This is a genomic window from Pantoea sp. OVA07A, from assembly GCF_019969975.1.
In the GTDB taxonomy this organism is placed as follows: Bacteria; Pseudomonadota; Gammaproteobacteria; order Enterobacterales; family Enterobacteriaceae; genus Pantoea; species Pantoea agglomerans.
Window position 1 is genome coordinate 1,105,569 of record NZ_JAHXYM010000001.1, and the last position, 25,803, is coordinate 1,131,371.

Here is a 25,803-nt window from a genome sequence, read left to right on the forward strand (position 1 = left end):
AAATGATTGGCCTGTTTGAATTTCATTTAAACAAGATCATCTGGTGGCAATAAGGCTTTGGCCTGACACTGCAACACAACATTCACCATCCACTATAAAGAGTGTGTCAGGCCGGGAAAGAAATGAGCCAGAGGCATAATCAATAAGGTAACTGCTTCAGAATCGCGGTGCGTTCCTGATCGAGACGGTCAATACAGAAATTTATGGCACTCTCATAAGCATCGCTGCCTTGTTCAGCGGCATAGGCTTCAAGACCGCACTGACTATCACGGTATTTAAGCCAGTTACGCTGAGTATCAACAAAGGCGCTTCTGTACTGGCTTGACTCCTCACCATGGCCCTTATAAATTTTCTCAATTCGAGCCTTCGCAGCCTTGTACTCTTTATTTAAATTCAGCTCTGACTCTGTTTTATTTTTTTCTGCACATTCATTAACTTCCTGAACGTTATTTCCCTTTGAGCAATCACTCATCGCGTGGACGAGGGGAACGTAAATAACTGAGACACACAGCATTAAAAATAAATAATTTTTCATATGAGATATCTATTTTTTATACTTATTATAGAGAGTTTTTGCATCCTGACTTTGCGAAAGCAACGTGCATTTCATCATATTGAAGTTTCCTGTGACCGAGCCAGTCAGGTTCATCTTCAGATACTCATTGATTAACTTATCACCATCACTGAATGCTTCAACAGGGAGATGACTTACCTCTAACCAGGCTGACGCGCTTTTAAATGCATCATCGGTGAAAGCCTTGTCAGTCGCAGCTTTTCCAGCACAACGGTTCAGAAGCCAGTTGCTGAAAATCTCCGGTTGCTTAAAGGAGTCTGGCGCCGGTGGCGTTATCGCCAGCGCCGCAGGAGATAAAGTCAGAGCAAATAACATCAGGAATTTTTTCATTTCAGTATCCACAAGGAGGCAACATCAGGAACAAAACTACCATTTTCTGCGCCACCCAGGAAGTGACAGGTATCAGAGCAGATATTGCCGTTCCAGAGTGTCACGTGCCCACGGGCATTGCTCCAGCCACTCCCCTGAAACACAATAATCCCCTGCTTACCGTTAAATGAGCCGGGTTTTGGTGAGGTCACAGTCAGGTCTGGCTGACCAAACGCACCGACTAAAAAGTCCATCATATCGTTGACGCGAAACATATAACGCTTTTTGTCTTTACCCGTTACGGTCGCATAACGGCTGTTTGCGGGAACAGGAACACCAGTGTAATTAAGAACATAGCTCATTCTTATTGGGCAGGCATTCTCGAAAATTCCGGCGGTGATATTCGCCTCTACTTTTCCACCCAGTATTTCCCCCACCTTCTCTACTCCAACATTGACTTCAGAGAAGCGATTCCAGGCGGCCGAAAACTGAGGTCTCAAATGTGCCATAGCAGAACTCCTTTTAAAGCCTCCCCCGAAGGGGAGGCGGCTATAAAATATTACGCTTCTTTGTTGCCTTTGATGTCCCAGCCGGCGCTGCTCTCTGCGCCTTTGCCGCCGGAAGAACTCTGCTCCCAGTACTGCTGCTTCACTTTAGAAGCCTGGAAGGAGTAGGTCATTCCCAGGGTGTCGCCGTTGTCGGAGCCATTGTAATTCACAGCGGTCACCAGAACGTCTTCCAGGGTAATGCGTGCATACTCAACCTGAGAGCCACCTGCTTTACAGATTGAGAGTTCAACTTTAGCGAGGTGTTTACCGCTTGCGCAGTTCTTCAGCAACGCCGTGGTGGATTTGTCGATCAGTGCATTGACGTGCAGGTCGTTGAAGTTAACCTTACCGGCGCCGCCGCCGCCGCCAACAGACATATTACCTGGCTGAGAAGCACCCCATGAGAAAGAGGTGATATCAGTCCAGCCAGAGTGGTTAGAGTCTTTAGACTCGCCGGTGACTCCGTCAACCTTCATAAACATATCAATAGCCATTATCTTTCACTCTTTATTGGTTGAGATTATTGCTTTCAAAAAAGCAAGGATATGGCAAAAAGAAAAGCATGGGGCTGAATAAAACAGTCCATATTTTACCTTTGCCTTGCTTCTGAAATATCGTCATAAACCATATTTCAGACGTCGTATTGCCAGTTATTTAACCAGGCAAAAATCAGTATGCGTTTTTCATGGCGAGGCCAACATCGATAACCTGATACCCTGCTGCATCCCGCGCTTTCAGGTGGTCATTTCATAGACATAATCCTGGCCGATAGTTTATAGTAGGCAGGCGCTTAAAAAGTTCACAGAAGGAATGAACATGAAAAAGATCATCTCACTTTTCCTGATAGTCGTGTTGTCGCTGCTTTCTCTTTACGTCATCGCTGATATTATTGGTTCGATATATCTGGTTGCTCGCTATGAAGAATTTACTCTCTCTTCTTCCGGTCTCATTGCCGGTAAAATTCTCTTTACCGCTGTCTGCCTGGCCTTTGTTTTTATTTTAATTAAAATAGCGCGCAGAAAGCCGGTTAATTAATTTGCTTCAACTTTTCTGCTACGGCATAAAGCGATATTGACGCCATCCATAGAAACATTAACCAGAACTGCGTTAACAATCTTTCCTCGCACTAAAATACTCCAGTGAGAAAAGCTAAGAACCTGCACAGGTTATTAAAATAAGAGAAGAAATAAATACCAGAAGATAATGCAGCAGGTGCAGAGCTGACTTTTTAAGCATCCTGTCATCTTCCCTGACTTTTACCTCAGCAACCATTCTATCAGGCATCAGGCGCAAAACCCTTACACGCCTGATAAACCTGTAATTCAGAGGATGAATGATGCCAGGTCATTCCCGGCATCACGCCTCCCTTTCAGCCCTTACGCATTATCATTTTTCAGCGACGGCAGCTTAGAGACCAGACGCAGAGAAACCGTCAGCCCTTCCAGCTGGTAGTGCGGACGCAGGAAGAATTTCGCGGAGTAATAGCCAGGATTATCCTCCTGCTCTTCCACATTCACCTCGGCAGCCGCCAGCGGCTTGCGTGACTTGGTCTCCTGCGAGGAGTTAGCCGGATCGCCATCGACATAGTTCATTACCCAGTCGTTCAGCCAGCGTTCCATTTCATCACGCTCACGGAAGGAACCGATCTTGTCGCGTACGATGCACTTCAGGTAGTGCGCGAAACGGCAGCAGGCGAACAGGTAAGGAAGACGCGCGGCCAGACGGGCATTGGCGGTAGCATCAGCGTCGTGATACTCCATCGGCTTCTGCAGTGACTGCGCACCAATAAAGGCAGCGAAGTCAGAGTTTTTGCGATGTACCAGCGGCATAAAGCCATTTTTCGCCAGTTCGGCTTCACGACGATCGCTGATGGCGATTTCGGTCGGGCACTTCATATCCACGCCGCCGTCATCGCTCGGGAAGGTGTGGCACGGCAGATTTTCCACTGCCCCACCCGACTCTACGCCGCGGATTGCGGTGCACCAGCCATACTCTTTGAAGGAGCGGTTGATGTTGGCGGCCATCGCGTAAGCCGCATTGCTCCACGTATAGTTGCCATGATCGGAACCATCGGTCTGCTCTTCAAAGTCAAAGCTGTCGACCGGGTTGGTACGGATGCCGTAAGGCAGACGCGCCAGGAAGCGCGGCATCACCAGGCCCAGATAGCGTGCATCTTCCGATTCACGCAGGCTGCGCCAGGCAGCATACTCAGTGTTCTGGAAGATTTTGGTCAGATCGCGCGGATTCGCCAGCTCCTGCCAGGACTCCATCTGCATCACTTCGGGCGCGGTGCCGGTGATAAACGGACAGTGCGCGGCTGAGCCGATACGTGCCATCTCACCCAGCAGCTCAACATCCTGCGGGCTGTGGTCGAAGTAGTAGTCGCCCACCAGGCAGCCAAACGGCTCGCCGCCGAACTGACCATACTCCTGCTCATAAATCTTCTTGAACAGCGGGCTTTGATCCCAGCCAGCGCCCTTGTAGCGCTTCAGGGTGCGGCCCAGCTCCTGCTTGGAGATGCTCATAAAGCGGATTTTCAGCATCTCGTCAGTTTCAGTGTTGTTCACCAGATAGCTCAGGCCGCGCCAGGCGCTTTCCAGCGACTGAAACTCCGGATGGTGAATAATCTGGTTCACCTGCTGCGACAGCTTTTCGTCGATCTCCGCGATCAGCGCCTGAATGGTGCGATAGGCATCGCTGGAGACGGTAACGGTGTTCTCCAGCGCCTGCTGTGCCAGGGTTTTCACCGCGCTTTCGACCGCAGCACGTGCCTGATCGCTTTTTGGCCGGAACTCTTTATTCAGCAGCGCGCTGAACTCATCCTGACTGAAACTGGCTGCGCCCTGCGACTGCGGTTGTTGTGAAGTCTGCGTCATGCCTGCGGCTCCTTACCTTCAGTGGCCTCATCCTGCTTTGGCAGATGGGTCAGGGCCTGCAGCAGCGTAGGATCCTGCAGCACCTTACCAATCAGCTCTTCCGCGCCGTTTTTGCCATCCATATAGGTCAGCAGGTTCGCCAGCTGGGTACGCGCTTCCAGCAGCTTGCTCAGCGGCTCCACGTTGCGGGCCACCGCGTCCGGCGAAAAGTCATCCATGCTGTCAAAGGTCAGATCGATGTTCAGCTTGCCTTCGCCATTCAGGGTATTGTCTACCTGGAACGCGGCGCGCGGCTTCAGTGCTTTCATGCGCTCATCGAAGTTGTCGATGTCGATTTCCATGAATTTACGGTCATCAATGCCTGGCTGTGGCTCCAGCGGTTTACCCACCAGATCCGCCAGCACGCCCATTACAAACGGGAGCTGGATTTTGCGTTCCGCGCCATAAATTTCCACGTCATATTCAATCTGAACGCGAGGCGCGCGATTGCGGGCAATGAACTTCTGCCCACTGGATTTGCTTGTTGCCATGGTTTTCTCCATACATGATGCGCGGATAAAGTGTCACAGCAGGCGCGCAGGTCCCGCTGAGTGTGTGTGCGTCACGCCTGCTTAATCGCGACGTCCGAAAATGGTTTCCAGCTGATGTACGCCGTCGGGTGCCAGTTCGCGGATGATCTCCAGAAAGTCGCGCTCGATTAAGCGCTGTACACGGTCGATCATCAGCGGGGCCGGATGACTCGGCTCATGCTGGGTGAAGTAGAGCTTCACTTTCTCCAGCATCAGCTGCGCGTCGGCGCGGGAACTGATCTGCACCGTGCGCCAGTCAGCGGCAGCGCGCGGGCTGGCTGGTGCAGGCGATGCCGCTGTTTCTGCGGGCTGTTCCACGGCGGCTGTGGGGATCAGCGTATTGAGATCGGTGGCCTGGCAACGTTCAGCGATCAGCGCAATCTGTCTGCGCAGCTGTGTGAGTTCCGGCACCGCGGCTTCGCCCAGCCGTTCGGTCACGGTTTCGCAGATGGTCTGCAGCCGCTCATGAATCTGCAGCACCGCCTCAATACCGGGCTGGTCGCCGCGCGCCAGTTCGTCGATCAGACGCGGCAGACCGCCAGGATAGTCCGCGACTTCGGTTTTACTGCCGTCGCACAGGGCGGCCGCATCGCGCAGCGTGATGCCGTCAGAGGGATAGCGCAGCAGCCAGCACTGACGCACCGCGCCGCTCAGATCAGTTTTGTCACCCAGCAACGCCAGCGCATTAATGCGGTAGAAGGGATCCTGCTCGCCGAACTCCTCCAGCCGGGGCCACAGCGGCTCCCAGTAGAGCAACAACGCCTGTTCAATCAGCTTCAGGCCCTGGGCATAGCCCGGCAGCCCTTTCAGTTCGGTCCAGGCGTGGGTCAGCGCCAGCATTACCCGCAAATCTTTGCTGCGCGCCAGCAGCGCTATCGCCAGCTTCTCGACTCTGTTCCAGTCGGCCGGTTCTGCCGGAATGATGGTATTACCGAACTGCTGCTCCGCTTTACCGGCGCTGGCCTGCTCCATCGCCTGAAAATCAGCGTGGTACTCCAGGTTATCGCCGCCGGGATTGTCCTCGCTGACCGGAGCCAGCAGAGCCTCTGTATTCATCGTCATGCGTGTCGCCTCAGGATTCAAACATCGGGGGATAAAGTCCGTTTCGTCCCGGCTTTGCCCCACCGGCCGGATCAAACAGCAATGAAAAGAGCTGGGCGGTAAAATTACCGCTGTGGACCTGGGTATAAAGCGGGAAACCGTCGCTTTGATTGGTCCACCAGAAACTGGTGTAGAACTGCGGGTCGAAGTTCTCGCCCGGCAGTGTCCAGTTCAGTGTCGAAGGGGTATTGCCATGCCCGATGACGTTGAGAATGTCTGACGTCTCGTCCGACTCCTGCGGCGGCTGCGGCTGAGGAATGCTGATCAGCGCCTGATCCAGCTGCTCCGGTGACCCGCCGCCCTGCACCACCCGCAACAGCGTATTGCCGACCTGCTGATACCACTCGCCGGAGCGCGCCAGCAGGGCTGGCGACCACTCGGCGGGCGTGAAGTGGCGCAATGCGCAGAGTGGGTAGTTACGGCCCACGCTGTCACGCGCGGCAATCAGGCAGCCCATCTGAATCAGCTGACTGCCCAGCATCGGCGGCACCACAAAATTCCAGACCGGCGCGTTGAGGAACGGGCGCGACGGGGCGTTATCACTCTCCTGACTGCTCTGCCAGTGATGCAGGCCCACCTGAAACCAGCTGGACCATTGGCGATAGAGCACGTCCGGGAAGCGGCGCTTCACAAAGTCACCCGCGCTGGGCACTTTGCCGTACCAGCAGGGTGCAGCGTAATGAGTCATTGTCGGGTCCTGTTTCAGGGGCAGCTAAAGCCGGGAAGCTGGAACGGGTTACGAATGCTGCCAGGGGTGAACGACAGCGTGACCATATGACCGTCCACGCTGAAACTCGCTTCGCGGGTCAGGCCGCCTGCCGCTGTCAGCCGGGCGCGGTCAAAGAAGCGATTGAGCGCCCAGGGACCGCTGGTGACCAGCGTGGAGGTGGTGCCGTTGGTCAGACCCAGCTGCATCCGCACCTGGCTGGTGCCGCCGGGCCCGGGCCAGCTGACCATCTGCACCGCCTGCGGTCCGTGGCTGTAGCGTAAAATCTGCCCATCCACATCCAGCGTCAGGTTAAGGATGTCGTTATCCATTTTTACCGTGCGCAGCGTGACGCGGAAGCCGGGCGTGGTCGCACCATTGGCAAAGAAGGCATCGCGGATTGACTGCGCCTGCTGGAAGGGCCGCAGCAGGGCTTCGCCTCCCGGCAGGGTTTTACCGTCAATGCCCGGCGTAAAGCGCCACGCCGCGTTGGTGGTGTCGACTTTGCTGGCCAGGTTGTCGCGGAAGAAGCTGTCCATCATGCCGCTGCCGGGTGCAAACATCCGCGCCAGATCGTCTGGTGTGACCTCACTGCGCGCAGAGCGAACCAGCGGATAGCGACCGGCGATCGCCTGGCGGCAGAAACTGCCCACTTCCATGGTGATGCGTTTGCGGACGTTATCCATATCGCGGCGCTGTGCGTCGCTGCTGGCACCCACCGCCATGCTGGAAACCATGTTCTGCAATGAACCCGGCAGACGGCCGGCACTGGCCTGCAGACGACTGATGGCATCGCTGGCCGGGGGCGGCATCCCGCTGTTCGCCGCATCCTGCACGGCGGTGAGGTAGCGATAGAGATCGTCAATCTGATGCAGGAAGTCATCCACCGCCAGCACCTTACTGCCCTGCTGCAGCGGCTGGGCCAGCTCCAGAACCGGCGCAAAGTGAAGCGCGACGGCCTGCTCCGGTGATGCCTGGGTGGCGGCCTGTCCGCGCGCGGCACTGGCCTCGGGCGAGGTAAACAGCGCTTCAAGGGTGCGGGTGGCGCTGTTATCCGACGGCTTTGCTGCCTGCGCGGTTTTCTCATCCGGCTGCGCCCGGTTCAGCGTCAGCAGACCACCGAGGTTGATCACCAGCTGGCGCAGCGGCGAATGGTTGCCCGACAGCAAACGGGCGGTGTTGATGCGTTGAGAGAGATCGGCGCTGCTGTTGAGCTGAATGTCGCTGAGGAACTGCTCCCACTGCCGGATATAGTCCTGCACGTAGAGCTGGCGCACCGCAAGATCCGTCTGCTCACTTTTCTGCTGCGGCGCCGCGCCGCCCAGCACCCAGAGATCGTCCTGATACAACGCCTGGGTCACCGGGGCAATCTGCTTATCCACGTGCTGCCAGTAGCCATCAGGCGTATAGAGACCCGCCACACCGTCATTGACCGATTTACCGCTTTTGCGGGAAAACACCAGCTCGCTCTGGGGGCCACCCAGCGCCGCCAGCGTCACCGGCTGCAGGCTGTCATCGCGTTGCAGCAGGCGCTTCAGCCGTCCATAGACGCGCTGTGACAGCGGCATCTGATTAATCAGCGCCTGCTCGCGCTTTACCAGCGCTTCATCCTTCGCATACGGCGACGAGTGAATCTGCGTCTCCAGCAACTGTTGCAGGTGCCACGCCAGTTGCTTTACCTGCTGCTGGGTAACATTCTGCGGCAGTTCGCGTGACAGGTTGAGCATCAGCCACGCCTGCAGGAATTTGCCATCATAGTGCTTTGGCTGATAGAGCATCTGATACGCCTTCAGCGCTTCATAGCTGTAGTCAGCATCACTGCCGTTGTCATTACGCAGCCAGCGGGTGATGTTCTGCGCCACCTGCGGCAACAGCAGCTGTTTCAGTGCCTTGTCGTAGAGTGCGCGGGTGGCATCGCTGACCTCGGTGCCGCGATAAAGCCCCATGCGGCGCGTCAGCGGCGGTGCTTCCAGCGAGAAGTCGGCGCTCTCCGGCAGGTGCAACAGGGTGTTGAGATAAGGCACCAGCGCAAAGAGATCGCCATTGACCTGCTGCTGAAGCTGATCGCCCAGTTGTTCAACCTGCGGCGCTTTAGCGGCCATCTCCTGCAGATAGGCTTTGTTTTTACTGTAGCTGGTGAGCCACAGCGCCCCGGCCACCAGCAATATCAGCAGCAGCGCCAGATAACCCGACCAGAGCCCGGCGCGGTTGCGCAGCTCCCACCAGCGGTTGCTGCCCGCCAGACCGGACTCCTGGAAAATCACATTTTCCAGCACCCCTTTCAGGAAGAAGCTCTGCCCTTTGTTCTGCGGGATGGGCGACTCTTTATCGACCTTATCCCAGCTTCCTGACTCGCCTGCCTGCTGCCCCGGCAGATTCAGTGCGCGGTTCAGCTCGCCCATCACCCGGTCAAACGGCAGTCCCTCCTGGGTGCCGCTGGCAAAGTAGATACCGCGCGGCGCGAACTGGGTTTCAAAATCGGAGCGGGCAAACAGCGTATCCAGCGCGTCTGCCAGCAACGGCCGCAGCGCCGCAAACTCCTGCGGGAAGAGATAGCTCTCTGCCCGCGCCTGCGCGTCGCTTTCCGTCAGCAGCCGATCGGCCAGTCCGGCATCCAGACGCTGTTGCAGCAGGGAATACTCCTGCTGGAACTGGTTGTTAAGTTCGAAATCGGCGGCGGACGCCTTCGCCCAGGGAAAGGTGAATCCCCAGATTTGTTCACGCTGCGCTTTATCCAGCGAGGCAAAGTAGCTGCGGAACCCTTTGAGCAAGTCCGCTTTAGTGACCAGCACATAGACCGGGAAACGGATGCCAAGGCGATCGTGCAACTCCATCAGCCGCTGACGCAGTGCCAGCGCCTGATTACGCAGCGCCTCGGGCGACTGCGACAGCAGATCGGAAACGCTCAGCGTGACGATGACGCCGTTGATCGGCTGACGTCCGCGATATTTACGCAGCAGGTCGAGAAAATGATGCCATTCGCTGGCATCACGCTCCTGCTGACTCTCCTGGGTACTGTAGCGCCCGGCGGTATCGAGCAGCACCGCGTCATTGGTGAACCACCAGTCGCAGTTGCGGGTGCCGCCAATGCCGCGCAGCGCCGACTTGCCGAATTTATCTGCCAGCGGAAACTGCAGCCCCGAGTTGACCAGCGCGGTGGTTTTACCGGCACCGGGCGCGCCAATGATCATGTACCACGGCAGCTGATAGAGATACTGACGGCCAAAGCGCTGTGCCCAGAACGGCGTGCCCTTGCTGCTGTGGCGCTGGAAGTGCGCCTTTTTCAGCATGTCAGTGGCTTCGGAGAAACGCCCTGCCAGCACCTGCTCTTCACTGGTCAGGCGCTGACGATCGGCTTCCGGCGCATCGCTTTTGCCGGTTTCAAGGCTCGACATCAGCTTGCGATTGAGCCAGATGTTATAGAGCCGCGGAATCGCCTGGCCTAAGCCCCATACCAGATAGAGCAGCGCGATACTGATAATGCGGTTCTGCTCCGGCTCAAGCGGGCGCGAATCGACGATTGAGAACACCGGGCCAATTACCCAGATGATAAAAGAGAGCGCGGTAATGCCGACAAAGCCCCACGCGAGGCGGCTGGTCAGCACCGCAAACAGGATATTCAGCATGGATCAGTTCCCTCTCGCCAGGCCGTTGAGTTCGGCATGCGTCGCATCCGGTGCCACCAGCAGGGTAATTTCAACACGACGATTACGTGCGCGATTTTCTGCGCTGTTATTAGGCACCAGCGGATTGCTTTCACCGCGCCCTTCCGCTTTCACCCGTGACGGCTGCGCCAGCTGCTGTTGCAACAGGGTCTGTACTGACCGGGCACGCGCCAGCGAAAGCTCAAAGTTGGAGGCGAAGCGGGCACTGCGGATCGGCACGTTATCGCTGTAGCCAATCACCTGAATCTGGCCGCTGACATTGTTCATGGCGGCAGCGATGCGCTGGATTACGTCGGTGTAACGTCCGCGCACCTCGGTGGCCGCCGAGGCAAATAGTCCGTCCCCTTTCAGCGTCACCACGCTGCGGTCCGCTTCGTCACGCACCGCTACCAGCCCGGCATCAATTTCCGGTTTCAGGAAAGCGCGCAGGTTCAGCGTGGCGGGCGGTGGTGGCGCAGGGTTGCCGATCTTCACTTCCGGCAGCGCCGTCTGATAGATACGGGCCAGTACCGGCGAGGTGTAATCGCCGAGACGCCAGTTGAGCACGATGTAGAACAGGCAGGCCGCCAGCCCCGCCACCGCCGCACAGGCCCACAGCGGGATCATTGGCCGCCACAATTTGCGCAGGACCGGCTGATCGGTGGGATGCGGAGACAGCGCCGCTGCATAATTGCCACGCACGCTTTTGATCATCTGCAGCAGGCGCTGTTTGATGGTCTCCAGCTGCGAGCGACCGTTGTCCAGCACCCGGTAGCGTCCTTCGAACCCCAGCAGCAGGCAGAAGTAGATTAACTCCAGCATCAGAATGTGGCGCCTGGGGTTCTGCGACAGCTTAGCCAGCAGCTGGAAAAACTTTTCGCCGCCCCAGGTTTCATTGTGAAAGGTGACCAGCAGACCATTGCTGGTCCAGACGCCGCGGCTGCCCCACGGCGTCAGCGCCGCCGCCTCATCCAGCGCGGTACAGAGACAGTATCGCGCGCCGATGATCACTTCATAGCCCAGGCCTGACTGCTGGCAACTCAGCTCGAAGCGCCGAATCTGATCGATCAGCTGCTGACGCAGCTGCGCCGGGTCTTCATGTGATACCGAGTGACGGATCTGAGGAATGGCGTTAATCAGGGGGTTGGCCGCCGCGACCAGCACATTCTGATGGCTGGCCTCCGGCGCAAGATCGCTGTGTGATTTTTGTTGTTCCTGCATCATGCTGCGTGCTCAGTTTATGATTCTGACTGACTACGAATGGCCCAGAACTCCATGTTCAGACCTGGAAACTCACCGGCAAGATGCAGCGCAAAAGCGCCCGAGCGCTCCATCTCTTTCCATAGCTCGCTGTTCTTATCCAGTTCGAAATAGCTGTATCCGGCATGCCACGGGATCTGCGGCGGCGCGCCGGGCATCGCCCGAAGTGCCAGACCGGGCAATTGCAACTGCACCAGATCGCGGATTTTGCTGACCGGGGCGACTTTCATCTGCGCCGGGAAGTGGGTTTTGAGGGTGTCGGCTGGCACGCTGGCTTTCACCGCCAGCACAAAGCCAAACTCATGCACCATACTGCTCTCCGGCACGGTCGCGACGTTAAGACCGTGCGAGCGCTGAATCAGCGGCAGCTGAATCGCGCTCTCTTCCATCACCTGGGACAGCCCCTGACGCAGCAGCAGTGACAGGCGGCTAAAACAGCTGTGCAGATCGTCATGATCGTAGAGCGGCAGGCCATCGGGCGCGCGGGCTGGCGTCCAGGTACTGAGCTCCGCCGCCAGTTGCAGCCAGTGGCTGTAGAGCGTTTCAGGATGCAGCAGCGGCAGATGTTGCAGGTGAGTGTGCAGGCCAAGCTGACGATTGAGCAGCGCCAGCAGCATAAAATCGACCATATCCGCGCTGTTAAAACGACCGGTGCCCGGCGCGCGCTGACTCAGCTGCTGGCTGCGTTGCTGGATCAGCCCGTGCAGATCGTTGAACATGTTTTGCAGCGGACGGCTGCTGTTAAGCGTCAGCATCGGCGGGATGTAGTCGCTGTCGAGCCGGATGTGGTTGTCGCTGCGTTTTTCAATCACCTGAGCCACGCCCATGGCGGTCCACTCGGCGGTCAGATCCTGTTCCAGCATCAGCCGCAGACGCAGCTTGCCGAACTGCACCGTGGCGCTGCCCACGGCCTGGGCATTGTCATCTTCCACTTCTGCTTCCCAGGCGAGGTAGCGCGCCAGAGAATCCTGCGACTCCTGAAAGGCCACCGCTTCGCGGCCATTGCGGCGTGCCGGAATGGCCAGCACCACTTTGCTGCGGTCAACGGAGGCAGGCAGATCAAGCGGGGCCGGACCGTGCTGTGGCTGGCTGAAGGCAAAAAACGTGCCGTCAGGCAGACAACCGCTGGCGGCGCTCAGCGCCAGTTTCCCCTGGCGCAGCAGCGCTTCATCGAACTCCAGATCGTAAAAACCCCAGGTATAGGCGCGCTGCGACTGGCCCCACTCACGCAGGGTGCTGAGAAGATAATTTTCTGACTGCTGGAAATGGTGAGGACGCAGAAACATCCCCTCGGTCCAGACCACCTTTTCGGCTCTGTTCATAGACATCACTGTTTTTCCACGTGAAGGCCGTTAATCCCCGCCACGATGCGCGCATTCAGCTCACCATCGTCACGCTTCCAGAATGCCCAGAATGAGGGTGATTCGCCTTCAGGAACCGGCAGCGACAGTCGCCAGACCTTGCCATCCAGCGCCTGATATTCCGCCATGATGCCGATGAAGCGCGCCTCGGGCAGACTCTTAATCCGCAGCGTTTTATGGGGCTGAGTGGAAGTCAGGAAGAACTGTTGCGTATTGAGTTGCGCATTACCCAGCGCATTAGCGGACTGGTTTTGCAGGGAGTAGAAGTCAGCCGACATAAACTCCGCATCGGAGGTCAGTAATACCACCCGGACTTTCAGCGGCGCACCGCCGTTAACCTGGTTTTGCGCCTGAACGTCCAGGTTGTACCAGGCAACAGGCTGTGGAGTACTGCTGCACGCGGTCATCAGCCACGTCAGCAGCACTATCAGCGCCCCACGCCATAGCGTTGTTGTCATCATCCCGCCCTCCCTGCTTAGTGCGATTAGTTAATAATCCAGGTTCCGTTAGTGCTGTTCTGGCAGGCGGTGCTGTCACCGTTTACCGCAACACAGGTTTTCTTCTTGCTGCTGCGCACCCGGCGCTTCGGCTGGTCAGCCTTGATCGTCTGATCGTAAAGCTCGCTTTTCACCACGGCGCGAAACGGCACATAGCCGGTCAGCTGAACGGTTGCCTGCGGTGCTGCGGAGGACGCTGACTCTTTAACGGCACTGCTGGCTTTACCCGGTTCAGGTTCTGCTGACGCCTGAGCGGGTTCACCCAGCGCCAGCCAGTTGTTCTCTACCTGACCAATCACGGTGTAGCTTTCGCCGGTTTTCAGCGTCTCCACCACCTTGCCGCCAAAACTCGGATGGCTCATCACTAAAGCGGGATAGAGCGCACGGTAGGTTTCATTGACCGGGCTGAACTGCGCAGGCGGTTTAACCGCATAACGGTGACTGATCACCACGCCATCCACGGTGCTGGTGACCAGCGTGTCATCCGTCATTTTTGGCGGCGTTTTACAACCCGCGACAGAAAAAACAAACATCAGGCCTAACGCAATACGGAGCTTCACCATTTTTTTCATGTTGTGTTCCATTCATATCCTGGAGAGTGGCCAGAGGCCGGTTGTCAGTAATGAAAATCGGGGATGTGGTGCTGATAGAGCGCCACTTAGTGCCAGCCTAAAAGAAAAACCTTAAGCAAATAGCGTTAAAGTGCCATGGCGAGGCACGTTAAAAGATCAACTAACGTTAACTATTAAAAAGCAACTATGGCGACCGGGACGGGTGCAGCGAGAAATCTGAGCTGGCAAGAAATGATCAGAAACATGATCTATTTTTTTCCGTCAGATTGGATGAGGCAGGCAAAACCCAAGCTTTACTTATGCCATCCCTGGCCGAAAACTGACATATTGACTCAGATTTACACTTGAGACGCTATTCGCTGACAAAAGAAAAAAGCGCAGCGCATAGACTGATTTTCCTGTTTTTACGATCACATTCAGTAAGTTACAATATGTGTATAAGCTCATAGCTACCGCACGAGCCAGGTATATCCTGCCCGTAGGTATAAAATCACAATTCCTTTGTAAACATAAGCTGCGAGTTTACAGAAGATTGACAAAATTTCAACGGGCCACTTTCATAAGATTTTACTTAAGTAAAGTTTAAGTAATTTACTTAGTGCAAATATGTGTTACTTTTAATCACTCGCTTAGGATTATTCTTAACAAGATGAGCAACTATGAAGTATTCTTACACAGAAACCAGGCACCCCTGTAGTCAGCATTAAAAAAACTCATGTATAAAATGGCGCTGTTTCACCAGGCCGTAATGAAGGTTAACGGCGAGGTGACCGTAATATGTGGCAGTTTTTAGCGTAAAAAACAGTGAGATAATGGTTACAAATCAGCAAGTTGATTCAATATGGGACGGTTCAGAAAGGGCTGAGGATAAGGTGGTCGTGAAGCGAGATAAGCGAAGCGCAAAACGGCCCGGCGTCGCTTTAAGAAAGGACTGATTAATTGTTCTTTATCGGCATTGCAGCCATCGCCATGCTTCTGATGCTTCTCAGCGCGCCCGGCTACGTGGAGCAAAAAAAACCACGCCGTAGCGTGGTTCTGGGAGAAGAGCGCAGAGTTAACCTGGCAGGTTGCGGGCCAGAACTAGAAGAAGCCCAGCGGCTCGATACTGTAGCTGACCAGCAGGTTTTTAGTCTGCTGATAGTGATCCAGCATCATTTTGTGAGTCTCACGCCCGATACCCGACTTCTTATAACCGCCAAAGGCGGCGTGCGCCGGATAGAGGTGATAACAGTTGGTCCAGACGCGCCCGGCTTTAATCGCCCTGCCCACACGGTAAGCACGGTTGATATCGCGGGTCCAGACGCCAGCACCTAACCCATAGATGGAGTCGTTGGCGATACTGATTGCTTCTGCCTCATCTTTAAAGGTGGTGATGCCAATGACCGGGCCAAAGATCTCCTCCTGGAAAACGCGCATGCTGTTGTTGCCTTTCAGCAGTGTCGGCTGAATGTAGTAGCCGCTGTTAAGTGAGTCATCCAGCTTCTCTACGCCACCGCCCACCAGCACTTCCGCGCCCTCCTGTCGGGCAACCTCAAGATAAGAGAGAATTTTATCAAACTGCTGCTGCGACGCCTGCGCGCCCACCATGGTTTCGGTATCCAGCGGATCGCCACGTTTGATGGTTTTTACCCGCTTCATCACGGCCGCCATAAAGGGTTCGTAGATCGACTCCTGTACCAGCGCACGCGACGGACAGGTACAGACTTCGCCCTGATTCAGGAAACCCAGCACCACGCCTTCGGCGGCTTTCTCTATAAAGCTCTCCTCCGCCTGCATGATGTCTTCAAAGAAGATGTTAGGTGATTTACCGCCCAGCTCAACGGTCGAGGGGATCAGGCTTTTTGCTGCCAGCTCCAGAATATGACCGCCGGTTGCGGTAGAGCCGGTGAAGGCTACCTTGGCGATGCCGGAATGGGAGGCGAGCGCTTCACCCGCCTCTTTGCCGAACCCATGCACCACGTTCAGCACACCCGGCGGCAGCAGATCTTTAATCAGATCGACAAAAACGGTGATCGACAGCGGGGTCTGCTCAGCCGGTTTCAGCACCACACAGTTACCCGCGCCCAGTGCCGGAGCCAGTTTCCACGCCGCCATTAATAGCGGAAAGTTCCATGGAATGATCTGCGCTACCACGCCCAGCGGCTCATGGAAATGATAGGCGGCGGTGAACTCATCAATCTCGGCGGCACTGCCCTCCTGCGCCCGGACACAACCGGCAAAGTAACGGAAGTGATCGACGGCCAGCGGCATATCGGCCGCCAGGGTTTCGCGTACCGGTTTACCGTTATCCCAGGTTTCATAGACCGCCATCGTCTCCAGATGCTGTTCCAGCCGATCGGCGATTTTCAGTAACAGCAGCGAGCGTTGTTGCGGCGAGGTCTTGCCCCAGGCTTCCGCCGCCGCTGCCGCAGCAGCCACAGCGTTATCAACATCGGCAACGTCTGAGCGCGGAAACTCACCGGCCGCAGAGCCGTTCACCGGGGAGGTATTGGTGAAGTAGTTGCCGTTCACCGGCGCGACGAATTCACCATTAATGAAGTTGCCATAATTCTTTTGTAGGGTAATCAGAGAACCCTGTTCTCCGGGGGCGGCATAACGCATGATCATTCTCCTGACAGGTGACTGATGTAACAATGATGAAACTTATTATTAACATGAAGCATCATCAAGAGCCTGTCAGTTCTGTTAACCGGAAACTGTGACCGCCCCGAAGGAATGGGTGTTTACGCTTCGTCTTTAGATAATTCCGACTTTTACCCAAAAGGCTGGTCAGAGAGAAACTTGTGCGGCACAAAGGGGTCAACGTGAGGATGAATTCATTCTGGAGATGAGCATGCTGGCTTCAGCTTTTACCCTGATGCGCGCTAAAGCCAATTTCGTGCATCAGTTTATCCGCAACCCGCGCAAGATGGGCAGCATTACGCCCTCGTCAGAGGCGCTGTGCCGCACCATGATTGCGTCGGTGGAATGGCCTGAAAAGTTACGTATTGCCGAACTCGGCGCGGGCGACGGTGTACTGACGCGGCAGATACTGGCGCAGATGTCACCCGATGCCACTCTGGATGCCTTTGAGATCAGCAGCACGCTGGCCGATAAGCTTAATGCGCTGAACGATCCGCGCATGACGGTGCGCACCTGTTCAGCGGAATACCTGAGCGGAGAATATGACGTGATCTTCTCCGGCCTGCCGCTGCTCTCATTACCCACTGAATTGCGTGAGGCGATTCTGCGTGCGGTGTATAACGCGCTCGGGCCCAACGGCGTCTTTGTACAGTTCCAGTATACCTCGCTGACTCAGCCAGACCTGTCGCGCTACTTCACCTGGGAGCGACAGCGGGTGATGAAAAACGTGCCACCCGCCTGGGTCTATCGCTGCACGCGTCACTACGCACCCTGAGCTTGCGCCATTGCAGGGCGCGTTTGTTGCCAGAACGCCACCAGCAACTCACGCGCCCAGTCTTTCCCCTCCATCGCGTTTGCCCCATCTTCTGTACAGCCCCTGGGCATACAAACGTTCATGATGTGCCGTGAAAATTCAGGATGAAACTGTACCGATAGCGCCTGCGGCGAATAACGGACAATCTGACAGCCATCGCGCGCAGAGGCGGCCAGCACCTGAGCCTGTTGTGGCGCACTGATTACCGACTGGCGATGTGACAGCCAGACGCTGAAGTCCTGTGGCAATTTCTTTAGTAGCGGATCGCGCTGCGCCTCCGGCATGCAGTTGATCGGTAACAGGCCACGCTCCCAGCCGTTGGGATTGTCCGCCACCTCGCCGCCCAGCGCATAGGCCATCAGCTGGTGACCGTAGCAGACCCCCAGCAACGGCAAGCCGTTATCCATCGCTGCGCGAATCCATACGGCGCTGCGTTCGCTCCAGTCAGCGTGATCGGTGACCATCGCCCAGGAACCGCTGAGGATCGCCCCGGAAATCTGGTCGAAAGCGGGTAGCGCCTCGCCCAGATGGGGCCGTACAATCAGGTATTCATCGGGTTGCAGGTTTAACGCGTCGATGAACCAGCGCGGCTGTTCACCAATCTCTGAGACAACGTTTGCAGGTGGGACTTCAAGCTGAATTAACGCAAGGGGTAAGGCGGACGTGTAGGTCATACCGAATCAGTTCCTTTAAGAAGTCGTTTCAAATCAGTCTGCCAGCAACGCGCCCGAAAGTCTCATCAGGCTGCGCCGCAATCGCAGAAAATTTCTACCTGCGATTGGCTGCAATGCCGCAGTTCGTGCCATCATTAGCGGGCTAAGCAAAAAACATCGAAAGGATATTATCGTGGCTGTGCGGCATTTTTTTCTGATTCTGATGGTGGTTTCAATCTGGGCCTTCAACAACGTTGCGGTGAAATGGGGCCTGCTGGAGCTTCCGCCACTTTTCCTGACGTTTATGCGCTTTGTGGTTGTCGCCATCGTACTGGTACCGTTTTGCCGGATTAACCGTCAGCAGCTACCCTGGCTGTTGCTGCTGGCTTTCACGTTCGGTTTTATGCACTTTTCGCTGCTGTTTGTCGGCCTGCGCTATACCGATGCCGGCACCGGCGCAATTGTGGTTCAGTTGGGTACACCCATTGCCATGCTGCTGGCGATGGTGGTGCTGAAAGAGAAGCTGAAGCTGGTGCAGCTGATGGGCATTATGATCTCGCTGAGCGGCGTTGTCGTGCTCTCCGGCAGCCCGACGATTCCGTCGTGGTGGGTGCTTTGTCTGTTGTTGTGCAGCGCCACCGGCTGGGCTGTCAGCAACCTGATTGTGAAAAAGTCACCGCCGATTAAACCGCTGACCATGACCGGCTGGATTGCGTTTCTGGCCATTCCTGTCGTCGGCGCATCCAGTCTGTTGATGGAATCACATCAGCTCTACGCCCTGCAAAATGCGGGCTGGCACGGCTGGTTTGCCATTCTTTACAGCGCTATCGCCTCGTCGATTGTCGCCTATACACTGTGGTATATGCTGCTGAAGAAATATAACGTTAACCTGATCATGCCCTACTCACTGCTGACGCCGGTATTATCCGTGCTGATGGGAATTGTGGTGCTGGGCGACAGCCTCAACAGCTTCAAGATTATCGGTGCGTCGCTGGTAATCCTTGGTACCGCTATTGCCGTAATCAACCTGCGTAGCCTGCGGATGCATGCCCGCTTCCCGCGCCTGCGGCGGCGTTAATCCCGCGTGCTATGCTTGAGAAATCACCTCTCTCAGGAAGCACAACATGGACTCACCGCTTGCCGCCTCTCTCTGGCAGCAGATGCAGCAGGGATTGCGAGGTCGCGACGCCGCCTGGCCTCTCCCCGCCTTCGTTGATCGCGCCACCTTCTCTTCTGCCTTTGCCGTCAGTGAACTGGCGGCCACCAGTATCGGTCTGGCAACGCAGGCTGCTGCTGCGCTTATCGCCACATCCCGCCCTGAACTCTCTCCGCCCGTCACCGTTAACGTCCGGCTGGCGTCACGCTGGTTTCAGCAGAGCTTCCATCCGCTGAATCGCGCGGCACCCGCGATGTGGGATGCGTTTGCCGGTGACTATCGCAGTCAGGATGGCTGGATCCGTCTGCACACCAACGCCGTGCATCACCGGCTGGCGATGGAGCGGGTGCTGGGCGCGCACGCCGATCGCGCAGCACTGGCGCAGCAGGTGCAACAGTGGCAGGCCAGCGAACTGGAGCAGGCCGTTATTGATGCGGGTGGCTGTGCCGCAGAGATGCGCAGCGCCGCCGCCTGGCAGCAGCATCCGCAGGGTCAGGCCGTGCAGCGCGAACCGCTGTTTAGCTGGCAGACCACACAACAGGCAGCGGCGCCGGCGTGGCCGCTGGCCGAAGCCCGTCCTTTACTGGGCATTAAAGTACTGGATCTGACGCGGATTATTGCCGGGCCGGTCGCTACCCGTTTTCTTGCCAGCCTGGGAGCCAGCGTGCTGCGCATCGATCCGCCCGGCTGGCAGGAGCCGACGCTGGATGAAGAGATGAGCTGCGGCAAGCGACGAGCGGTGCTGGATCTGACTCAGCCCGCCGATCGCGAGCAGTTTATCCACCTGCTGCGTGAAGCAGACGTGCTGGTGCATGGCTATCGGGCAGACGCGCTGGAACGGCTCGGGTTTGACGCGGAGACCCTTCAGTCACTCTCACCCGGTCTGGTTGATGCCGGCCTGAATGCCTGGGGCTGGCAGGGTCCGTGGCGCAATCGCCGGGGTTTTGACAGTCTGGTGCAGATGGGGTGCGGCATTGCTGAAAGAGGCATGCAGTGGCAGCAGAGCGACAAACCGGTCCCGCTGCCGGTGCAGGCGCTGGATCATGCCAGCGGCTATCTGCTGGCGGCGGCGGTGCTGGAGGGATTACGGCGACGCATTACTGAGGGCCACGGCAGCCAGGTCCGGCTGTCGCTGGCGCGCACCGCGTGGCTGTTGCAGCAGCATCCCACCGATCAGCGCACAGGCTCCGGCATTGCGCCGCAGGTTAAGGATAACCTGCCCTGTTACGAATTAACGCCGTGGGGGTTTGGAGTGAGGCTGCGAGCGGCCGCCTGGCTGCCCGGCACCCCACAGCTCTGTGCGACGCCGGGCTGTGCGCCGGGTACGCACCCGGCGACGTGGTGAAGCAAGTCATTAGATAATTAGAAAAATAATGTTGATGGCATTAGATTTACATCTTATTATTTACACATGACTCAGGGACGAAGTTCATTGAAACGGGGTGCAGAATGGTCAGGGTAGACTGGTCCAGGCGGGCATTGAAGCACCTTATGAAGATCGACAAACGTTACCAGAAAATCATTTACCAGAAGGTGGGTGAGTTAGTCAGTTTCCCGGTCGTCACACTGGACATTAAAAAAATGCAGGGCAGCGATAACCACTATCGGCTGCGGGTTGGCAACTACCGGGTCCTTTTTACGTTAACCGGTGGCGAACCGGTGATTCTGGAAATTACAGAGGTAGCAAGAAGAACATCCGTCACTTACTAAAGCTTTTTGGATACCGGCATAGCCTTACGCACTCACGACCTCTGCTGCGACACACAATTACCCGGATAAACTATGTCAAAACAGTACATCTATGATGAAGCAGGCAAACCCCAGTTTGTGGTCTTGCCGGTGGCGGAATATGAAAGGCTGCTCTCGGCCAGCGATGGCGAATGGGAGACTATTCCTGTGGAGGCTGACGAGCACGACGATGAGACGATCCCGCACGACGTTGCAGGGATCATGATTGAGCAGGAAGTGAGTCTTCAGGCGGCCTGGCGCATCTGGCGGGGGCTTAGCCAGCATGATGTGGCTCAGCAGTTGGGAACCACCCAAAGTGCGATCTCTCAACTGGAGCGTATTGAAAGTAAGCCGCAGAAAAAGACGCGTGAACGTCTCGCAAAACTGTATGGCTGCCGACCCGGGCAGTTAATCCTGTAAGCCGATTGAGAGGGTCCAGGTGCCCGAAAAAAAGCACGCCGTATCCAGATAATCCCCCAGAACCCATTGAGAAAGATGATTCAGCACTGTGCGCCGGGTACGCACCCGGCGACGTGGTGAATCAGGCGTCAGGCGTCTCTTCGCTGCTATCCAGCAGTTCGTTGTACATCGCCTGGATCGCTTCGCGGCTCAGCATGGCAAGAGTACGATAAAAAGCGGTGGTCGCGTGCGCTTCCACTTTCCCCAGGAAAGCACCGCACCACGGCAGCAGATACTCTTCAAACAGCGCCATCTGCGCCGCGCTCTCATCTTCCGCTGACTGATCTTCCAGCCATGACGCAGCCAGCATCAGCACACCAAAATGATCAGCAGGCGCATCGCTCAGCGGCATTCCGCGTGACGTTAAAAACGCACGCACTTCTGGCTCCGTTTTGCCTTCCGGCCACTGTGAGGCGTACGGCGGCACGTTGCAATCGCTGCCAACAAACAGCGCGTTGTAATCGGCGGCCAGCGCCTGGGGATCGCTGTTCTGTTGCAGACGGGTCAGCAGCTCATCCTGCTCCAGCGGCCACTGCGACTGCAGTTTGCCTTCACGCAGCAGCGTAAACAGCGGCACCAGCAGCGGGTCCTGCGGCTGACGATTAAACAGTGAGCCGATCACGCGGCACAGAATGGAAAACTCATTCATGAGTCAGATTTCCTTGAGGCAAGTAAATTAAAAGTCAGCCAGTTCAGCAATATGTTTGCCGCTGCGCAGCTCCAGAAAGTCGAGCAGGCGACGCGGCGTGACATTTAACACCCGATCCTCAGGAAAATCCACCTCGCGGGCGATGCGCAGGCAGTGATCGAAGTGACCCAGCGTAAACGCGGTGTGGGAATCGGAGCCAAATGCCAGCCGTCCACCGGCATCGCGCACCGCGGCAGCGATAGCCCGGCAGTTCGGTTCACTGCCCGGACGCGAATGGGTAAAGGAGGAGTTGTTCAGCTCCAGCGCCACATCGTAGTGCGCGGCTGCCTCGGCGATAGCCGTGATATCGACCGGGAATTTCGGGTTGCCTGGATGACTGATGATATGGACCAGCCCGCCCGCCATCGCAGCGATCATCGCATCCGTGTGATGTTTCCGGTCGCGCGGCGCATAAACCGGCTCGTGAAAACCGGCGACGATCAAATCCAGCGCATCGAGCATCGGGCCGGAACAGTCGATTTCGCCCTGCTGATTTTTAATATTGGCTTCGATACCGCGCAGAATACCCACGCCATCGATCACGCGCGGCCAGACGCGCATATTAATGAAGTGCCAGTAGTGCGGCGCGTCGGCCATGTCGGGGCCGTGATCGGTAATAGCAAACAGTTTCATGCCGGTTTGCTTCGCCTGAGTCACGTAGTCGTGCAGCGTGCTGTAAGCATGCGTGCTGGCGATGGTGTGCATATGCAGATCTACCGGATACATCCTCTTCTCCTGCTGATTGCCCCTGACGGGGCCGGTTCATTAATAGCCGCGCTGACGATCCACCCTGCCCTGCGGCGGCTCGCCTGCCTGGTCCTGGGTGATGGCGCGAGCGATGTAGTCGATAGCTTCGTCGATCAAGGTTACCGCCGCATTATGGGGCGTGATCGTGACGCGCGGATGTGACCAGAGCGGATGCGCTTCGGGCAGCGGTTCAACCTGAAAGACATCCAGCGCCGCCGCTTTCAGTTGCCCGCTATTGAGCGCGGTCAGCAGATCCTCTTCCACCACCTGCGCGCCACGCGCGATGTTGAGGAAGAAAGCGCCGTGCGGCAGCTGCTGTAAAAAGTGGTGGTCGATAAGATTAATGGTCTCGTGCGTGCTCGGCAGCAGGTTGATCACCACCCGCGTCTCCTGTAGAAAGGCAGGCAATGCATCGCGACCGGCAAAGCTGGTCACGCCATCAATTTCTTTGGGTGAGCGGCTCCAGACGCGTAACGGGAATCCCCAGGGTTTAAGGCTTTCCGCCACACTCTGGCCCAGCACGCCCGCCCCCAGGATGCCGATAGTAAAGTTTTCACGCGTGTAAGCGGGCAGTGGCTGCCAGCACTGTTGCTGCTGCTGGAGACGGTAGTCGTCAAAACGGCGGAACCAGCTCAGTACGCTATGAACCGCATACTCCTGCATCTGCCGCGCCATGCCGGTATCTTCCAGCCGGTACAGTGGCACGCTGTCGGGCAGCATCTCAGGGTTCTGCTGCAACTGTTTCAGAATCTCGTCCACGCCTGCCCCCAGCGCAAAGACACCGCGCAGGGTGGCGCGTCCCTGTAGCATTTCTGTGGGGGGCGAACGGACCAGCGCGTAATCAGCCGGACCATTATCGCCTGGCTGCCAGGCACGCACCCGCGCCTGAGGCAGACGCTGTTGTAAACCGTTAATCCAGGCCGCTGAAGACTGCGACGGGTGATACCAGATGATCTCCATCCTGCTCTCCTTTTTTTCTTTCAGCGTCAGGGAAAAGTAGGGTGAGAGCAAGAAAAAACCAGCGTAATAAAGCGGTTTTTTCCATAAAAATAATTCCCGTGGCTTCACATTTCCGGCTCGCTTCAGGGTGAAGTGGTCAGATAAGGTCTAAAGTTGGTCCTGTGGTCAATGCGTTACGCGCGGCCGCGTTTCGGACAAGGAGAAAAACCGATGACAAAAATTGAGGTAAACGCCGCTCCACGGCGTCAGCGTTATGCGCCCTTTCTGCTCACGTTGCTGCTGAGCGTACCCGCCTTCACTGCCCAGGCCGACGACAACAGTCGCATGCTGAATAATCAGCCGCAGCCGCCTGACGTTCGTTTAGGACCGCTGTTTAATGCCGTGCAACAGGCGAAGTTCTATCCCGATCAAAAGACCTTTGCGGATGCGGTGCCGAAATTCGATCCCGCCTCAATTCTTGCCGACTGGCAGATGCAGAAGAAACAGCGCAATTTCGATCTTAAGCGTTTTGTGGATGCCAACTTTACCCTGCCCGCGGCCGGTGACAAATATGTGCCGCCAGCCGGACAAAACCTGCGTGACCACATTGATGGCCTGTGGCCGGTGCTGACGCGCACCACCAGCAGCGCCGGTCAGTATGACTCGCTGCTGCCGTTGCCCAAACCCTATGTGGTGCCAGGCGGGCGCTTCCGCGAAGTCTATTACTGGGACAGCTACTTCACCATGCTGGGGCTGGCCGAGAGCGGGCACTGGGATAAAGTGCAGGATATGGTGGATAACTTCGCCTCGCTGCTCGACCGCTATGGCCACATTCCCAACGGCAACCGCAGCTACTATCTGAGCCGGTCACAGCCGCCGTTCTTCAGCCTGATGGTCGATCTGCTGGCGACGCACGATAACGGCAAAGCCTATACCCGTTATCTGCCGCAGCTGCAGAAAGAGTATGACTACTGGATGGCAGACAGCGATAAAGTCGCGGCGGGCGCAGCCAGCAAGCGTGTGATTAAGCTGGCGGACGGCAGCCTGCTCAACCGCTACTGGGATGCGCGCGACGTGCCACGTACAGAATCCTGGATGGATGACATTGCCACCGCCCAGAAAGCGCCGCAGAGGAATAAAGCCGAACTCTACCGGGAGCTGCGTTCCGGTGCGGCGTCGGGCTGGGATTTCAGTTCGCGCTGGTTTACCGATGCGCATAACCTGTCGACAATTCGTACCACGCAGCTGGCCCCGGTTGACCTCAACAGCCTGCTGTTCCATCTGGAGCAGACCCTGTCGAAAGGCTATCAGATGAACAAGCAGAGCGATCTGGCGAAGCAGTTTGCCGATCGCGCGGAGAAGCGCCAGGCGGCGATCAACCGCTATCTGTGGGACAGCAAACAGAACTGGTACGCCGATTATGACTGGCAGAAAAAGCAGGTCCATCCTCAGCTGACTGCTGCCGCGCTGTTCCCGCTCTATCTGCAGGTCGCCAGCGATAAGCAGGCTGAAAGCACCGCCAGCGCAGTGGAAAAACAGCTGCTGAAACCTGGTGGTCTGGTGACCACCACCGTGAACAACGGTCAGCAGTGGGATGCACCCAATGGCTGGGCACCGCTGCAGTGGGTTGCTGTGGAAGGTCTGGAGCACTACAACCAGCCAAAACTGGCGAAAGAGGTGGGATTACGCTTCCTGCAAAACGTTCAGAACACCTATGACCGTGAGCATAAGCTGGTGGAGAAATATGTCGTTGATGGCAAAAATCTCGGCGGCGGCGGTGGCGGTGAATATCCGCTGCAGGATGGCTTCGGCTGGACCAACGGCGTCACGCTGAAACTGCTGGATAAGTACTGCCCGAAAGATAAAACCTGTAACAGCGCCCACGATATTCCGCAGGCGTCTGCCTCACAACCTTAATCCTCTCTGGATACCTCTGGCCTTGCCGGGGGTATCCCCACTTCATTTCCGCGAATTTTACTT

25 protein-coding genes are annotated in these 25,803 nt (G+C 56.7%); 7 read left to right on the plus strand and 18 right to left on the minus strand.

The genetic code is table 11. From position 1 onward, the window contains the following. Nucleotides 1-139 precede the first annotated feature (139 nt). Genes LC417_RS05250 through LC417_RS05265 form a run of 4 tightly spaced genes read right to left on the minus strand, consistent with a single transcriptional unit; the run spans nucleotide 140 to nucleotide 1,925 of the window. The gene (locus tag LC417_RS05250; protein ID WP_223565580.1) at nucleotides 140-535 is read right to left on the minus strand and encodes a lysozyme inhibitor LprI family protein; all 396 of its coding nucleotides are present in this window, start codon (nucleotides 533-535) and stop codon (nucleotides 140-142) included. Nucleotides 536-544: 9 nt separating this feature from the next. Next, nucleotides 545-904, minus strand: coding sequence for a T6SS amidase immunity protein Tai4 family protein (locus LC417_RS05255; RefSeq protein ID WP_010669902.1), 360 nt, complete (start codon nucleotides 902-904; stop codon nucleotides 545-547). Continuing rightward, nucleotides 901-1,392: a type VI secretion system amidase effector protein Tae4 gene (locus LC417_RS05260; protein ID WP_031592957.1), complete on the minus strand. Its 492-nt coding sequence runs from the start codon at nucleotides 1,390-1,392 to the stop codon at nucleotides 901-903. Before LC417_RS05260 ends, LC417_RS05255 begins: the two co-directional genes overlap by 4 nt. Before the next feature lie 50 nt (nucleotides 1,393-1,442). Then, the gene (locus LC417_RS05265; RefSeq protein ID WP_031592956.1) at nucleotides 1,443-1,925 is read right to left on the minus strand and encodes a type VI secretion system tube protein Hcp; all 483 of its coding nucleotides are present in this window, start codon (nucleotides 1,923-1,925) and stop codon (nucleotides 1,443-1,445) included. A gap of 322 nt (nucleotides 1,926-2,247) precedes the next feature. On the opposite strand from LC417_RS05265, the gene LC417_RS05270 reads away from it, so the two are divergent. Next, nucleotides 2,248-2,466 carry a hypothetical protein gene (locus tag LC417_RS05270; RefSeq protein ID WP_033786069.1) on the plus strand — a complete coding sequence of 73 codons (219 nt, stop codon included), beginning with the start codon at nucleotides 2,248-2,250 and terminating at the stop codon, nucleotides 2,464-2,466. A 341-nt stretch (nucleotides 2,467-2,807) separates the two neighbouring features. Here the strand turns inward: LC417_RS05270 and tssC are convergent, their stop codons facing one another. The 10 genes from tssC to LC417_RS05320 form a co-directional block, all read right to left on the minus strand. After that, complete coding sequence (tssC, locus tag LC417_RS05275; RefSeq protein WP_010246111.1) at nucleotides 2,808-4,307, minus strand: type VI secretion system contractile sheath large subunit; 1,500 nt, start codon at nucleotides 4,305-4,307, stop codon at nucleotides 2,808-2,810. Beyond that, nucleotides 4,304-4,837, minus strand: coding sequence for a type VI secretion system contractile sheath small subunit (gene tssB / locus LC417_RS05280; RefSeq protein ID WP_010246114.1), 534 nt, complete (start codon nucleotides 4,835-4,837; stop codon nucleotides 4,304-4,306). The genes tssC and tssB overlap by 4 nt, the downstream gene beginning before the upstream one ends. A gap of 81 nt (nucleotides 4,838-4,918) precedes the next feature. Continuing rightward, nucleotides 4,919-5,932, minus strand: a complete 1,014-nt coding sequence (tssA, locus tag LC417_RS05285) for a type VI secretion system protein TssA (protein WP_223565726.1) — start codon at nucleotides 5,930-5,932, stop codon at nucleotides 4,919-4,921. A 16-nt stretch (nucleotides 5,933-5,948) separates the two neighbouring features. Continuing rightward, entirely contained in the window at nucleotides 5,949-6,665 is a 717-nt protein-coding gene (tagF, locus tag LC417_RS05290) for a type VI secretion system-associated protein TagF (RefSeq protein WP_179256965.1), read from the minus strand. 14 nt (nucleotides 6,666-6,679) lie between these two features. Continuing rightward, nucleotides 6,680-10,309 (minus strand): type VI secretion system membrane subunit TssM, encoded by a 3,630-nt coding sequence (gene tssM / locus LC417_RS05295; protein ID WP_187495654.1) that lies wholly within the window; start codon nucleotides 10,307-10,309, stop codon nucleotides 6,680-6,682. Between the two features lie 3 nt (nucleotides 10,310-10,312). Further along, complete coding sequence (locus tag LC417_RS05300; RefSeq protein WP_010246128.1) at nucleotides 10,313-11,551, minus strand: DotU family type VI secretion system protein; 1,239 nt, start codon at nucleotides 11,549-11,551, stop codon at nucleotides 10,313-10,315. A gap of 14 nt (nucleotides 11,552-11,565) precedes the next feature. Further along, nucleotides 11,566-12,909 (minus strand): type VI secretion system baseplate subunit TssK, encoded by a 1,344-nt coding sequence (gene tssK, locus LC417_RS05305; RefSeq protein ID WP_010246132.1) that lies wholly within the window; start codon nucleotides 12,907-12,909, stop codon nucleotides 11,566-11,568. A 5-nt stretch (nucleotides 12,910-12,914) separates the two neighbouring features. Further along, entirely contained in the window at nucleotides 12,915-13,409 is a 495-nt protein-coding gene (tssJ, locus tag LC417_RS05310) for a type VI secretion system lipoprotein TssJ (protein WP_167422798.1), read from the minus strand. Nucleotides 13,410-13,432: 23 nt separating this feature from the next. Next, entirely contained in the window at nucleotides 13,433-14,029 is a 597-nt protein-coding gene (locus LC417_RS05315) for an SH3 domain-containing protein (protein ID WP_223565581.1), read from the minus strand. Between the two features lie 1,068 nt (nucleotides 14,030-15,097). Then, complete coding sequence (locus tag LC417_RS05320) at nucleotides 15,098-16,618, minus strand: aldehyde dehydrogenase family protein (RefSeq protein WP_010669897.1); 1,521 nt, start codon at nucleotides 16,616-16,618, stop codon at nucleotides 15,098-15,100. A 232-nt stretch (nucleotides 16,619-16,850) separates the two neighbouring features. Between LC417_RS05320 and LC417_RS05325 the strand changes: the two genes are divergently transcribed. Next, nucleotides 16,851-17,414 (plus strand): class I SAM-dependent methyltransferase, encoded by a 564-nt coding sequence (locus LC417_RS05325; protein WP_022625824.1) that lies wholly within the window; start codon nucleotides 16,851-16,853, stop codon nucleotides 17,412-17,414. Here LC417_RS05325 and LC417_RS05330 read toward each other — a convergent pair. Further along, nucleotides 17,402-18,127 carry a glutamine amidotransferase gene (locus tag LC417_RS05330; RefSeq protein ID WP_223565582.1) on the minus strand — a complete coding sequence of 242 codons (726 nt, stop codon included), beginning with the start codon at nucleotides 18,125-18,127 and terminating at the stop codon, nucleotides 17,402-17,404. The genes LC417_RS05325 and LC417_RS05330 overlap by 13 nt on opposite strands. 172 nt (nucleotides 18,128-18,299) lie before the next feature. Between LC417_RS05330 and LC417_RS05335 the strand changes: the two genes are divergently transcribed. The 4 genes from LC417_RS05335 (at nucleotide 18,300) to LC417_RS05350 (ending at nucleotide 21,410) form a co-directional block, all read left to right on the plus strand. Then, a complete protein-coding gene (locus tag LC417_RS05335; RefSeq protein ID WP_010669895.1) occupies nucleotides 18,300-19,184 on the plus strand; it encodes a DMT family transporter in 885 nt (294 codons plus the stop codon). A gap of 46 nt (nucleotides 19,185-19,230) precedes the next feature. After that, nucleotides 19,231-20,607: a CoA transferase gene (locus tag LC417_RS05340; protein WP_223565583.1), complete on the plus strand. Its 1,377-nt coding sequence runs from the start codon at nucleotides 19,231-19,233 to the stop codon at nucleotides 20,605-20,607. 104 nt (nucleotides 20,608-20,711) lie between these two features. Continuing rightward, nucleotides 20,712-20,972, plus strand: a complete 261-nt coding sequence (locus tag LC417_RS05345; protein WP_033757353.1) for a type II toxin-antitoxin system RelE/ParE family toxin — start codon at nucleotides 20,712-20,714, stop codon at nucleotides 20,970-20,972. A gap of 72 nt (nucleotides 20,973-21,044) precedes the next feature. After that, a complete protein-coding gene (locus LC417_RS05350; protein WP_010246157.1) occupies nucleotides 21,045-21,410 on the plus strand; it encodes a helix-turn-helix domain-containing protein in 366 nt (121 codons plus the stop codon). A 121-nt stretch (nucleotides 21,411-21,531) separates the two neighbouring features. Here LC417_RS05350 and LC417_RS05355 read toward each other — a convergent pair whose 3' ends face one another. From LC417_RS05355 to ghrA, 3 genes are read right to left on the minus strand one after another with little or no spacing between them, the layout of a single operon-like run. Continuing rightward, nucleotides 21,532-22,098, minus strand: a complete 567-nt coding sequence (locus LC417_RS05355; RefSeq protein WP_010246159.1) for a molecular chaperone — start codon at nucleotides 22,096-22,098, stop codon at nucleotides 21,532-21,534. A 27-nt stretch (nucleotides 22,099-22,125) separates the two neighbouring features. Next, a complete protein-coding gene (locus tag LC417_RS05360) occupies nucleotides 22,126-22,863 on the minus strand; it encodes a phosphatase (protein ID WP_154210551.1) in 738 nt (245 codons plus the stop codon). Between the two features lie 39 nt (nucleotides 22,864-22,902). Beyond that, entirely contained in the window at nucleotides 22,903-23,844 is a 942-nt protein-coding gene (ghrA, locus tag LC417_RS05365; protein ID WP_223565584.1) for a glyoxylate/hydroxypyruvate reductase GhrA, read from the minus strand. Nucleotides 23,845-24,054: 210 nt separating this feature from the next. On the opposite strand from ghrA, the gene treA reads away from it, so the two are divergent. After that, nucleotides 24,055-25,740 (plus strand): alpha,alpha-trehalase TreA, encoded by a 1,686-nt coding sequence (treA, locus tag LC417_RS05370; protein WP_010669886.1) that lies wholly within the window; start codon nucleotides 24,055-24,057, stop codon nucleotides 25,738-25,740. Nucleotides 25,741-25,803 lie beyond the last annotated feature (63 nt).